This window comes from Paraburkholderia sp. C35 (genome assembly GCF_003121405.1).
Taxonomy (GTDB): Bacteria; Pseudomonadota; Gammaproteobacteria; order Burkholderiales; family Burkholderiaceae; genus Paraburkholderia.
Genome location: NZ_QBUY01000006.1, coordinates 90528 through 102159 on the forward strand (window position 1 = coordinate 90528; position 11632 = coordinate 102159).

13 protein-coding genes are annotated in these 11632 nt (G+C 58.3%); 8 read left to right on the forward strand and 5 right to left on the reverse strand.

All coding sequences use genetic code 11. The features are described 5' to 3' along the window. Nucleotides 1-211 precede the first annotated feature (211 nt). Nucleotides 212-1075 (forward strand): alpha/beta hydrolase, encoded by an 864-nt coding sequence (locus DK391_RS05940; RefSeq protein WP_239482723.1) that lies wholly within the window; start codon nt 212-214, stop codon nt 1073-1075. Nucleotides 1076-1165: 90 nt separating this feature from the next. On the opposite strand, the gene DK391_RS05945 is transcribed toward DK391_RS05940, so the two are convergent. Beyond that, nucleotides 1166-1456 carry a cupredoxin domain-containing protein gene (locus DK391_RS05945; protein ID WP_239482724.1) on the reverse strand — a complete coding sequence of 97 codons (291 nt, stop codon included), beginning with the start codon at nt 1454-1456 and terminating at the stop codon, nt 1166-1168. Nucleotides 1457-1548: 92 nt separating this feature from the next. Continuing rightward, the gene (locus DK391_RS05950; RefSeq protein ID WP_109477063.1) at nt 1549-2487 is read right to left on the reverse strand and encodes a metallophosphoesterase; all 939 of its coding nucleotides are present in this window, start codon (nt 2485-2487) and stop codon (nt 1549-1551) included. Between the two features lie 253 nt (nt 2488-2740). Between DK391_RS05950 and DK391_RS05955 the strand changes: the two genes are divergently transcribed. Together DK391_RS05955 and DK391_RS05960 are read left to right on the forward strand one after the other, a co-directional pair. Beyond that, nucleotides 2741-2956: a hypothetical protein gene (locus DK391_RS05955; protein ID WP_109477175.1), complete on the forward strand. Its 216-nt coding sequence runs from the start codon at nt 2741-2743 to the stop codon at nt 2954-2956. Between the two features lie 89 nt (nt 2957-3045). After that, nucleotides 3046-3741 carry a hypothetical protein gene (locus tag DK391_RS05960; protein ID WP_109477176.1) on the forward strand — a complete coding sequence of 232 codons (696 nt, stop codon included), beginning with the start codon at nt 3046-3048 and terminating at the stop codon, nt 3739-3741. 15 nt (nt 3742-3756) lie between these two features. On the opposite strand, the gene DK391_RS05965 is transcribed toward DK391_RS05960, so the two are convergent. Beyond that, a complete protein-coding gene (locus DK391_RS05965) occupies nt 3757-4152 on the reverse strand; it encodes a DoxX family protein (protein WP_109477064.1) in 396 nt (131 codons plus the stop codon). Nucleotides 4153-4411: 259 nt separating this feature from the next. Between DK391_RS05965 and DK391_RS44145 the strand changes: the two genes are divergently transcribed. The 5 genes from DK391_RS44145 (at nt 4412) to DK391_RS05990 (ending at nt 8891) form a co-directional block, all read left to right on the forward strand. Next, entirely contained in the window at nt 4412-4549 is a 138-nt protein-coding gene (locus tag DK391_RS44145; protein ID WP_162600695.1) for a hypothetical protein, read from the forward strand. A gap of 193 nt (nt 4550-4742) precedes the next feature. Further along, a complete protein-coding gene (locus DK391_RS05975; RefSeq protein WP_162600696.1) occupies nt 4743-5732 on the forward strand; it encodes an HEXXH motif-containing putative peptide modification protein in 990 nt (329 codons plus the stop codon). Beyond that, the gene (locus DK391_RS05980; protein ID WP_162600697.1) at nt 5725-6447 is read left to right on the forward strand and encodes a class I SAM-dependent methyltransferase; all 723 of its coding nucleotides are present in this window, start codon (nt 5725-5727) and stop codon (nt 6445-6447) included. The genes DK391_RS05975 and DK391_RS05980 overlap by 8 nt, the downstream gene beginning before the upstream one ends. A 12-nt stretch (nt 6448-6459) precedes the next feature. Beyond that, nucleotides 6460-7797: an ATP-grasp domain-containing protein gene (locus DK391_RS05985; RefSeq protein ID WP_109477068.1), complete on the forward strand. Its 1338-nt coding sequence runs from the start codon at nt 6460-6462 to the stop codon at nt 7795-7797. Further along, entirely contained in the window at nt 7794-8891 is a 1098-nt protein-coding gene (locus DK391_RS05990) for a hypothetical protein (RefSeq protein WP_109477069.1), read from the forward strand. The genes DK391_RS05985 and DK391_RS05990 overlap by 4 nt, the downstream gene beginning before the upstream one ends. A 13-nt stretch (nt 8892-8904) precedes the next feature. Here the strand turns inward: DK391_RS05990 and DK391_RS05995 are convergent, their stop codons facing one another. Next, nucleotides 8905-9375, reverse strand: coding sequence for a hypothetical protein (locus DK391_RS05995; RefSeq protein ID WP_239482717.1), 471 nt, complete (start codon nt 9373-9375; stop codon nt 8905-8907). A 68-nt stretch (nt 9376-9443) separates the two neighbouring features. Beyond that, nucleotides 9444-11495: an alkyl sulfatase dimerization domain-containing protein gene (locus tag DK391_RS06000; RefSeq protein ID WP_109477071.1), complete on the reverse strand. Its 2052-nt coding sequence runs from the start codon at nt 11493-11495 to the stop codon at nt 9444-9446. Nucleotides 11496-11632 lie beyond the last annotated feature (137 nt).

An 11632-nucleotide genomic window follows, 5' to 3' on the forward strand; every position in this document is an offset into this window, starting at 1 on the left:
GAGGTTACACTATACTTGCCTTCAGACGGACGCGCGACGCTTGCGCTGCCTGCGTCCATTCGCTCTCGTAGACTGTCCGTGATCCGGACGTCGTATCAAGGAGTCTCCCGTGTTCAAACTGCGCGCGCTTGCTTCGTTGCTTGTCGGTATCGGCATGATGATGACCTCACCGTCTCCCGCGCTAGCGGACACTGGAACGACTACACAGGACATGCCGGTTCAGTATCGAACGGTAAAGGTGGATGGGCTATCGATCTTCTATCGCGAAGCCGGCAATCCCGATGCGCCCACTATTCTGCTGCTGCACGGCTTTCCGTCTTCGTCGCGCATGTACGATCCGCTGCTGTCGCGTCTGGCGGACAAATATCATCTGGTGGCGCTGGACTATCCGGGCTTTGGCCACAGCGATGCACCCGATGCAAAAGACTTCTCGTACACCTTCGATCATCTGACGGAAGTGACCGAACGCTTTATCGAAACACTCGGGATGAAGCATTACGTGCTGTATGTGCAGGACTACGGTGGCCCTATCGGCATGCGGCTTGCCGTCCAGCATCCGGAGCGCATCGACGCTCTGATCATTCAGAATGCCGTCTCGCATGAAGATGGTCTTGGACCGCTCTGGGCAACGCGTCGTGCTTTCTGGAAAGATCGCGCCGCACACGAAGCCGCGCTACGCGAGAACTTTCTGTCGCTCGCATCGACGCGTCAGCGGCATGTCGGATCGAATCCGCATCCGGAGACGATCAACCCCGATCTGTGGACTGACGAATTCGCCTTCCTGAGCCGACCCGGCGAAGCCGATATTCAATCGGACCTGTTCTATTCCTACCAGACGAATGTCGCGAGTTATCCCGCGTGGCAGGCATGGTTGCAGAAGCATCAACCCAGAACATTGATCGTGTGGGGCAAATACGATCCATCGTTTCAGGTTGCAGAGGTAGCGGCCTATCAGCGCGATCTCCCCAATGCAGAAGTACACGTGCTCGATGCGGGTCACTTCGCACTCGATGAGAAACCCAACGAAATTGCCGCGATCATGCGGCGTTTTCTCGCGCGCCTGCCGGGTGCGTGACGCTTCACGCAATGCGACCGCGTAGCGTTGGTCGCGCAAAGAAGCGATCGGCAGCTAAGCAGCGTCTGCCGATCGTTCGCGCGGCGCTCGCTACTGCACGGTGATAGTCGCTTTCATGTTCGGATGTATGCCGCAAAAGATCTTGTAGATGCCCGGTTTATCGAACTTGTACTGATACGTGTCGTTCTGGTCGAGTGCGGCGGAATGAAAAATCCCGGCATCGTTGACCACGGTATGCGGTTCACCGTCCAGATTCTTCCAGGTCACGGTCGAACCTGCCTTGACCGTGAGATCCATCGGCGAAAACATAAAGTTCTTGATGACGACAGCATTGGTCTCCTGCGCCTGCGCAACCGTCGACACGGACGTCAGCGCCGCCATGGCGATCCCCGCCCCGATAAAGACAGCCAACGCGCGTTTGAAAATGGTGAATAGCATGATGTGGGTCTCTTGTAAGTGATCGATGTGTGCAATCAGACGAGCGTCGTATCGGAAAGGGTTGCCTTGAGCGGGTGCTGCGAGATCTTGATGCTGGTCACGCCAAGCATTTTTGCAAGCTGATCACTCGGCACCTTGAGCGGCATCGGTCCAGGGCCATTGCCCGCCGTCGGTTGCGGATAGGCCGTCGAGCGCGCGGTGTGGAACGTGATATTGCCTTCCACCTTGGACACGATCTGGTGGATATGCCCATTGAGCACCGTGACCGAGCCGAAGCGCTTCAGATAATCCATTGCCTTGCCCGCGTCGCCCGTACCCCATCCCCACGGTTCGTAAATCGTCCACATGGGCATATGTGCAAACACAACGATCGGCGTGCTGGCGGAGCGTCCTTTCAGATCGTTTTCGAGCCACTCGAGCTGTTCGTCGCCGAGACCGCCCAGGCCGTTGGGCTTGAAATGCATCACATTGACCAGTCCGATGAAATGCACACCGTTGTGGTCGAAGCTGTAATACCCCTTGTTGTCCGAGGCGGCGCCGAACCGTTTGAAGTATTCCGTGCCCGGCCCGTCTGTCACATCGTGCTCGCCGGGCACCGTGTGCAATTCGGTGATGTTCAGTCCAGACATCAGCTGGGCTGCGAGGTCGAATTCTTCCGCCTTCGAAAGATGCGTGATGTCGCCCGTGTGTATCGTCAGGGCCGGCTTGACGGGCATCGCGTTGACGAAGTCGATCGTCTGTTTGAGTGTGCCCGCAACATCCGGATTGGCCTCTTTGTTGAACCCGATATGTGTATCGCTGATCTGCAGGAATAGCGGCACGCCCGAGGACTTGCCGGACATGCTGGCCGCCGAAGCCAATTCCATCGGCGTGAGAACGCCGCCGGACAGGACAAACAGCGTACCTGCGCCACCGAAGGCGAGACATTTCAATGCATTGCGGCGGGACAGACTGGAAGGATTATCTGACGACATGATTACCTCTCGACTGGGATTCAGAAGGCAGGCCACCGGATGGTCAGGTGGTCTACCGCGCTTGGCTACAAGCGCTAGACCGAGGCACCGTCACTTTTATTCCACGATCTGAATTCCCGCTGCTGGCAATCAATTATTTGCGTTTTCCTTTCAAAGCCGATTAACCGCCGGGTATACATCTGAAAGCCGTCAGGGAATAACCAGCGCACCCGCGAGGTTCTGCAGGCAGAGCACACGAAATGGGGAAATGGAAATGAATATCGTCGACATGGCACGCGCATCGGGATTGACCGTGATTCTCGATGGCAGAATCGGGCAGCAGGAATATCAGAGCGTATGCGGTTCGATGTCCGCATTACAGCGATTCGCCGAAGCGCTTTGCCAGCACGCGGTGAATCAGAACGACGCTGCGCGGCATCGCACGGCGGCAATCAGTCCACGCACCCAATTACGCCGGGGGTTCAAGTGAAGAGCGCGACGACCAGTCCGCCCTATCCGCGAATCGAGGCATCGTGGCAATCCGTTTTGCGCCAGTGCCAGTTCGGATCGGGCGTGGTGATGCTGACTTATCTTTTTCTGCATCTCGTCAATCACGCGCTCGGCATCTGGTCGATGGATCTCGCCGGGCGCGGCCTGCTGGTGGCGCTGCGCGTCTGGCGCAGTGCACCCGGCACAGTCGCGCTCTACGGCGCAGCGACACTGCATTTTTCGCTCGCGTTGCACACGATCTACCGGCGCCGTCACTGGACGCTGCCGCCCGCCGAATGGGTTCGCCTCTGGGCAGGACTCAGCCTGCCGCTCTTGCTCATGCGCCATGCCGTGACCACGCGGCTGGCCTCCACGCTCTATGGGTTCGAGCCGAACTACGAGCGAGTGGTCATCATGCTGCTGACGAGTGGAACGCAGGGGCTGCAACTTGCGCTGCTCGCCCCTGGCTGGATACATGGATGTCTCGGACTATGGTTCCGGTTTCGCCACTACCCACTGGCGCAGCGCATGAAACCCGCTTTGCTCGCATTTGCCGCGCTGTTGCCGCTTCTCTCCGCAGGCGGCTTTATCCGGATGATGCAATTCGTCGAAACAAAGCGTCCGCTGCTACACGCTGCCGATCCGAAACTCATCGCGCACCAGCCTGCCCTCGATGCCTGGCGTCACAGTCTTGTCGGGTTGTATCTTGGGCTGATCATTGGCGCATTTATCGCGGGACAAGTGCGCAACAGACTCGAACAACGACGCCTGGAAAAAGCCCGCTGACGTGCGACGCGCGACTCACGCCGTGAGCGGCAAGACACGCCTCAGGTGAGCATTGCGCAGGTACAACCCACCCCACAGCAACACGCCCAATACCAGACAGACAATCTGCGGCGGCGAGCCGATCTCACCCAGCCGGAAGTGCGTACAGATCGCCCCGCCGAGAAATCCCGTCACCGCAATTGCGCCAATCACGGCCGTTCGCGGCAACGCGTACAGAAGCGTGCACACCAGCAAAATCGCGCCAAGAGCGGGCGCGAGGCTGTCCGGAAAGCCCGTCGCGGCGAATTTGGCTTGCATGCTCGACGGAAACATCAAAATGCTGGCGGCGTCGGCAAGCAATGCAAACACGACTGCCGCGCTGACGATTCGTCCCGCCCAGGGCGAACTCTTCTGACTCAGGTTCACATCCATTGCTCAGTCCTCGAACAGGTTGATGGACCCGACGATAACCGGGCCGAATGAGTTGAGAATTAATCCCGATTCGCGGCATCTCGACCGCTTGCTTCGCGTGGCGTCGCAATCAGAAGATCAGTTTCATATCGCCCAGATTAAATTCTCCGCCGCGCTTCATAACTTTCTGCTAACAGACCCGGCATACATTGATCTCCGGACACTGATTTTCATTCGAGAAAACAGATTGCTCCATTTCACCTTTTCCACGGAGATACACATGAATACCACCGTTCAACTCAATGCCGAGCAAAGCATCAACGATCTGATCGTCCCGCAACACGCTTCGTTCACGTTACCCGAGGGCATCGTAGCCGACGGCATGGATCTCGTCCCGACGGTTCAGGATCTGATCTGATCGTTCGCGGGGGGGCGCAACACCGATAGGTCTGCCTCCCCGCATTTCTTCCATTCGATAGCGACGTATCCGACGTCCCCCAGCCTCCATGAAGATCACTTCCGAATTTCTCAGTGCTCCCGACGCATGGCGAGAACTCGTGCTTCCAGCGGCGGGACTCAGTACATGCATGCGTACCGAACTGCAGGAGAACATGAAAAGCTCTCTGCACAAGGTCATGCAACAGATCGCATACGTGCTGCCGGATTCCACCGCGGGTATCGATGACGAAATCAGCGGACTGGACCAGAACCGGCGCTATTCACCGCGACTCTACTTCAACTACTTCGCCCTGCTTCAAGGCATGGCGCGCTCCGACGCGCAAGCGGTCGCCGCGCGCTGCGCCTCGTTGCGAGCGTGTCTGCATTCGCCCTATGCAGACAGCTTCGAAGTGCGCGAGCAGATCGACGACATTGCGCAAGCCTTCTTGCGTGCGCAATATGTCGCAACGAAATCCGATGCGAACTTCCAGAACTTCGATGCCGGCGCAGACGATGTCGATTCGCAAATTGCAATCGCGCGTTGCGTCGCGACGTCCGCGCGCCGGCATATTGCCGAACTCGAAACCGCGCTTGCCACCACCGAGCCGCATCTCGCCGACGAACTCGCCAGTCTCGTCTCAGTCGTCCAGTTGATGCCGGATTCCTTTCACGCCGAAGCCGCGTCGAGTCTCTCGGCATTCGGCATGGTGGTCGTGCGGCCACCGCAACAGAACCTGCGCGAGGCGCATCAACGCTTCTTCTACTTCGACCGCGTGATTCACGAGTCCGCGCACATTTACCTCAACATGCTGATGACCTTCGATCCGCTCGTGACGAATGGTGCAACGCTCGCCTTGTCGCCGGCACGACAGACGTTGAGGCCCGTCAAAGGCGTATTGCACGCGCATTTCGTGTTCTTCCGCCTGCTGCATGCTTATCGGCACGCGCCGGAGTCTATTCGCAACACGGATGCTCCCTGTCCGTCGCCGCGCGACATCGCCCAACTGAGTCTGGCGGGATTGCCGCTGTCATTCGCCGTCAGAGAAAACGTGTACTTCGACAAGTTCATGCAAGGCGATGCCATCCTGCGCTCGTCCGCGCACTTTACGCAGCGCGGCGCGTGCATGCTCGATTCGATGCGGGAGGCCGTCTGTCATGTGTGATATCGCCTTGCGCTCGCTCGATCAACGACTGGTCGATCGCCTTCTGCATCTGCGCCCCGTGCCTCGCACGCTGCTCGAAATGGGCTGCGGTGAAGGCCACAAGCTGATCGCGCTCAAAAGCGCGCACGACATTGCCGTATGTGGCGTCGATACCTATGAGCCATCGCTAGCGTTGTTGAAAGACGCGGGTATCGACACGAGAGCCTGTGATATGCGCAGACTCCCTTTCGACGACAACACCATCGACTGGGTGCTGATCGCCAATTCGCTGCATCACGTGACCAATCCCCGCGATGCGATCAGGGAAGGCGCACGCGTCGCACGCCACGGCATCGTGATCTGCGAACCCTGGCTGGATCAAACCATCGCCTCGCAACGCACTACCCACGCGCTGTGCGAATGGTCGAATGCGTTATTGCAGAGCCTTGGCTATTTTCATCGCCCCGGTCTTTCTGCAGGAGAAATTCTGGAACTGATCGACTTCGATGCGGTGTCCGCAGAGATCGACTATGAACTCGACGTCGTGCGCTGGGATGTGCAGCAGTGGCTCACGGATATGGCGCCACGGATCGCGAAACTATCGCGTGATCATTACTTGCGCTGGCGTCTGAACCAGTTGCTCAGCACCTTGCCTTCAGGCTCGGCCACACAGCCCGGTCAGGTGGTGGTGGTCGTCAGGAAAGCGCAATTCACCGCAGTCGCATTATCTTCGTAAAAGGAATCCGCCATGAAACTTCAGAGACAGGTCATTGTGATCGTGGGTGCGGACCGCAAGGGCTTTTATATTGGGCCGACCCTGCATGGCCGAGGGTATCAGTGTGTCCATGTGACGATGGGCGAACCCAAGGGCACCGACACCAGCTTTCAGGCCTGGTGCAGCCACGAATATCGCCTGAAGTCGCACGACGACGCGGCAATACGCGAACTCGCAGCCGAGTTGAAGCGCTATCGCGTCAAGGCTATCGTTGCGGCCGGCGACAGCGGCGTGATACCCGCCAACAAGCTCGCGCAGTTCTTCGACGTGCCTCGCAATCCCGCTGGAAGCGCGCAATTGCACCGACACAAATACCATATGGTCGATGCTCTGCGAATCAACGGCGTTCCGTGCGCGGCGCAATCTCATTCGAGCAACCTCGACGACATTCTCGCCTGGTACAACACATCCGGCTTTACACGTGTCGTGATGAAACCTGCGCTCGGCGCGTTCTGCGACGGCGTGGGCATCTGCGAGAACGAAGCGCAGATTTCAGCCGTATTCGAACGCAATATCGGGCGCGTCAATGTAGTCGGCGAGATCAAGGACGAGTACGTCATTCAGGAATATCTGGAAGGCCGGCACTTCGTCGTCAATACCGTGTCCGTTGAGGGAAAACACGTCGTTACGGACATCTGGCATGAAGTCAACCACTACGAAGGCACGCAACTGATCGACGAGTACTCGGACTCCGTGCGCCGCGACGCGCCCGAATTCTCCGTTCTGACGGCGTACGTCCACGATGTGCTCGACGCGCTGCAGATCCGCAACGGCCCGGCCCATCATGAAGTCATGCTGACGCAAAACGGCCCGCGCCTGATCGAAACGGGCGCACGGCTCGCGGGTGGTATCGATTATTCGGTAGTCGAGGAATGCAACGGATACAGCCAGGTATCGGTACTCGCGGACAGTCTGGTTGCGCCGCAAACCTTTCCACGCAGAAACGTACTACAAGACAGTGCGCCCGCGCGCTTCGCGCGCTTTATCTATATGTTCTCGCCAGCGGCAGGCACGGTGATCGAGCAACCCGACCTTTCGCCCTTTATGACCGTGCCGGGTCTCATGAGCATCAAGCTGACTTTCGAGCAAGGCACACGGCTCGAAGCAACGGGAGACACGTTCGGACATCCTGGCTACGCGATGCTGCTCGCCAGCAGCCAGGAAGAACTCGAACGCGATTACGCATGCTTCCGTGCAATCGAGCGATCGTTCTTTCGTGCTGTGCTCGGCGTCGACGTGGGATCGCAATGCGAGACGATGCCAACGCTTCGTCCAGTTAGCGAACACCGTGAAATGGAGCATGCGGCATGAACCCGACGCTATGGCTGCGCGCCGAGTCCCGACCTCACGAACGCAGAACGCCGCTTATTCCCGTCCACGCCGGCATTCTAGTCAAGAATGGATTTCGCGTGTATGTGGAATCTTCGGAGCAGCGCATCTTTCCCGATTCGGCCTACCGCGATGAAGGATGCACACTCGTCGCCAACGGCAGCTGGCGCTTCTGTCGCGACGACGTGCTGATTCTTGGCCTCAAGGAGTTGCCCAATGCGATGTTTCCGCTTCGGCATCGGCACATGTACTTTGCTCATGCGTATGAACGCCAGCAGGGATCGCTCGAACTACTCGAAAGATTCAAACGTGGCGGCGGCTTTCTATACGATCTCGAACAACTCAAAGACCGCTTTGGCGCTCAACTCGTCACAGGCGGTGCGGGTTATCTCGCCGGCCTAGCGGCTGCAACGGCGTGTCTCGACATCTGGAAACAGAAGCAGCAAGACGACGCCGCCCCGCATTCCATACCCGATCAATTCGCGAGTGTAAAAGCCCTCTTTGCCTATGCGCGTTCACTGGCAGGCGGCGGATTCCAGGCGCCACGCACGCGCGTGATCGGACATCGCGGCAAGTCCGGCAGCGGCGTCACGCGCCTGCGCGACGAAGTAGGCATGGAATACGACTGCTCACCGAACATCACGCAAGACCGCTGCGACCTTCGTGAACTGTTGCACGACTATGAACTGGTGTTCAACTGCATCAAGCTGTCTGCCGACACACCGCTCTTTCTAAGCGATGCGATGATCGGCGCGCATACGAAGATCCGGCTAATCGGCGATGTTAGCTGCGAAGCGACGCATCCACGCAATCCGCTCCCGCTGTATTCACGCCCAACCACTTTCGATGCACCCACCTCGCGCACGAACACGGGCATCGACATCATGGCCATCGACAACATCACGGCGATGCTGCCCGTGGAATGCAGCGAGATACTCAGCGAGCAGATCTTTCCGTACCTGTGTTATTTCATGCTCGCGCGTGGCGTGCATGACGCGTCGCCATTTCGACGCGTGGTCGAATCGTTCCATTCCGCATGTGCCGACGTACGGATTGAATCGACCACGGCCGCCTGACGGCCTGTCCGCTTCAACCTGCCTCGACGGTGACCGGTTCGGCGTGGACCAGCATCTGCGTCAGCGCCTCTTTCGCAACACCAGAAGGCGCATCGACATGAACCAGCGTGTCCTGCAATGCGGCGTGTGTTCCCACCTGTCCTTTGAGCCACGCACGCAGCCCTGCTTCCGATGTCACGACGATATTGCTGCGTCGCTCAGGGTCATCCGTTGTCACGTCGGGCATCTCTGGCACGATGTCGGGATCGAAACCTGCCGTGGTGGCATGAAAGAAGGCCCATGTGTCGTTCTCGATGAGAAACACATAGAAGTCCGGCAACGCGAGCAATACGTCCTCGCTATACGTGCTTTCGATACGCGCCTGCAGCAGGTTCAATGCCTCCACGGCCGACATCCGGTTGCGCGCCGCGGATAGCGCGCCCTGCGCGAAGTCGATCGGCTCGACAAGACCGGCTTCAATGGCCTTGCGGGTTGCGACTGCCACCGTGAGTGTCGATGGGTGGCCAACACCAAATTCAATCTTGAAGTTGCAGATTGCGCACATGGCGGCCCTCACGGCGGGACGATGGGGAACCAGAAATCGAAGTTGTCCAGCCACCCCAGAAAGTCGCCGAGCTTCTGGCTATTGCCATCCACCTTCGCCGTGCCCGACATGATGAGCTTTTGCATGTTGGTCGAACCAAGCATGATGTTGTTGAGATCTTCACGCGTCATCGTGACGGACGCATCGGCTGTGTTCGAAGTTTTGCCTTTCGAGTAGTGCAATGCGCTGTTCTCTACCGCCAGTACGTAGATATCCTTGGTGTCCGTCAATGACAGGTTGAAGACGGCGGTCTTTCCGGCAGCACGCTCGCCATTGAGCCGGATGCCGAGAAAATCGAGGAACATGTCGAGCGGCATCGCGCGGATCGTGTCAGGACTTTGCGGCTGCGGCGCCGGAAGTTTCTTGATGCCATTACGCAATTCCATCGCGCCCGTCAGATAGAAGTTACGCCACGGCGCCGACTCCGCCTGATAGCCCAACTGTTCGTAGGCGTCCGCCAGCAACTGCTTTGCCGCGACGTTTTGCGGATCGGCGAATACCACATGATTGACGACTTCCGCGACCCACCGGTAATCGCCCTTGTCGTACGACGCGTGCGCCTTTCGCAATACCGTCGCCGCGCCGCCCATAAACTCGACGTAGCGTTTGCCATTCTCAGTCGGCGGCAAACGATGCAGGTTCGCAGGCACCCCATCGAAAAAGCCCAGCCGCAAGTTGTATTGCGCAACAGCATCGTGATAGACCGTGCCGTAGTAACTGCGGCAATACCAGTGCTTCGCGAGGCTGTCCGGCAAACGGATCGCTTCGCCGATTTCCAGCGGTGTCATGCCCATGTTCGCCATCCGTAACGTCTGATCGTGCAGATAGCGATACATGTCCCGCTGCGCGCTCAGGAAAGAAACGATCCGTTCATTTCCCCACGTCGGCCAATAGTGCGACGCGAACAGAACCTGTGCATCGCCACCGAACATTTCGATTGAAGACTGCAGATACTTGGACCATAGCAGGCCGTCGCGAACCTTTGCGCCGCGCAGCGTGTACAGATTGTGCAGCGTGTGAGTGGCGTCTTCCGCTGCGCAGAATGCCTTCAACTTCGGAAGATAGAACATGAACTCAGAAGGCGCCTCCGATTCCGGCGCCATCAGGATCACCAGATCGACGCCGTCGAGCGTCATCTTCTGTCCTGTCTTTTCGGCAAACATCGACGGGAATGCCAGCGTGATCGTACCGACGGAAGTCGTCTTTCCCAGCCCGCCATCGACGATGCCGGACGGGCTGCGCGGCAACAGCGAGCCATACATATAACTTGCCCTGCGTCCCATCGCATTGCCCGCAATCACGTTTTCACCTACCGCGGCCTCCGTGAATCCAACGGGCGCGACGATTTTCACCTTGCCCGATTGCAGATCCTGATCGCTGACGAGTCCGCGCACGCCACCATAGTGGTCGACGTGGCTGTGGGTATAAATCACATGCGTAATCGGCTTGTCGCCCAGATGCGGAATGACGAGTTCCTTCCAGACGGTCGACGCCACCTCTGTCGTGATGAATGGATCGACGACGAGATAGCCCTTGTCGCCTCGAATGATGCTCATCACCGACAGGTCGTAGCCGCGCACCTGCCAGATGCCATCCACCACAGTGAACAACCCGTGATTCATATTGAGTTTGGCATTGCGCCAAAGACTCGGATTCACCGTGGGCGGGGAATTGTTCTCCGGTCCGCCGCTTACGAACGCGAACTGCTGCAGGTTCCATGCAGGAATGTCACCCTGCCCCTTGATGATCACGGGCTCTGGAAGTGTGGCGATCAGTCCGCGCCGCGCGTCTTCGAAGTCCTGACTGTCGGCGAAGCTGAGGTAGTCGGCGTATTGCTGGTTCAACGACAGCGTTGAGCGCGTCGCCGGTTTCGATGCTGCACCTGTCGATCCAGGGTCGCCCGTCTGAGCGAGTGCCTCGCCAACCGATCCTGACAATCCTGTCGCCATGCCGGCGACTGCCACGTTCTTCAGAAATGCTCTGCGTCCCTCGCCCTTCGCTGCATCGTCTGCCTGACTCATGGCCTTCTCTCCGGTTTTTGAACGTTGTGTATCGTCGCTCGCCTGTGAGTGTTTTATATGAGTTATGAAAGCGCGTCGCAAACATGGGTCGTCTTCGCGCGAGACAACGCAGTTCAGGACTCCACGTGTTATAGCAA

Excerpts from the sequence above, each read along its gene's own strand:
- DK391_RS05975 (WP_162600696.1), top strand. The coding sequence starts at position 4,743 with ATGAAAAGCTCTCTGCACAAGGTCATGCAACAGATCGCATACGTGCTG.
- DK391_RS05980 (WP_162600697.1), top strand. The coding sequence starts at position 5,725 with ATGTGTGATATCGCCTTGCGCTCGCTCGATCAACGACTGGTCGATCGC.
- DK391_RS05955 (WP_109477175.1), top strand. The coding sequence starts at position 2,741 with ATGAATATCGTCGACATGGCACGCGCATCGGGATTGACCGTGATTCTC.
- DK391_RS05950 (WP_109477063.1), bottom strand. The coding sequence starts at position 2,487 with ATGTCGTCAGATAATCCTTCCAGTCTGTCCCGCCGCAATGCATTGAAA.
- DK391_RS05940 (WP_239482723.1), top strand. The coding sequence starts at position 212 with ATGCCGGTTCAGTATCGAACGGTAAAGGTGGATGGGCTATCGATCTTC.
- DK391_RS05990 (WP_109477069.1), top strand. The coding sequence starts at position 7,794 with ATGAACCCGACGCTATGGCTGCGCGCCGAGTCCCGACCTCACGAACGC.
- DK391_RS06000 (WP_109477071.1), bottom strand. The coding sequence starts at position 11,495 with ATGAGTCAGGCAGACGATGCAGCGAAGGGCGAGGGACGCAGAGCATTT.
- DK391_RS05945 (WP_239482724.1), bottom strand. The coding sequence starts at position 1,456 with ATGGCGGCGCTGACGTCCGTGTCGACGGTTGCGCAGGCGCAGGAGACC.
- DK391_RS05960 (WP_109477176.1), top strand. The coding sequence starts at position 3,046 with ATGCTGACTTATCTTTTTCTGCATCTCGTCAATCACGCGCTCGGCATC.
- DK391_RS05985 (WP_109477068.1), top strand. The coding sequence starts at position 6,460 with ATGAAACTTCAGAGACAGGTCATTGTGATCGTGGGTGCGGACCGCAAG.
- DK391_RS44145 (WP_162600695.1), top strand. The coding sequence starts at position 4,412 with ATGAATACCACCGTTCAACTCAATGCCGAGCAAAGCATCAACGATCTG.
- DK391_RS05965 (WP_109477064.1), bottom strand. The coding sequence starts at position 4,152 with ATGGATGTGAACCTGAGTCAGAAGAGTTCGCCCTGGGCGGGACGAATC.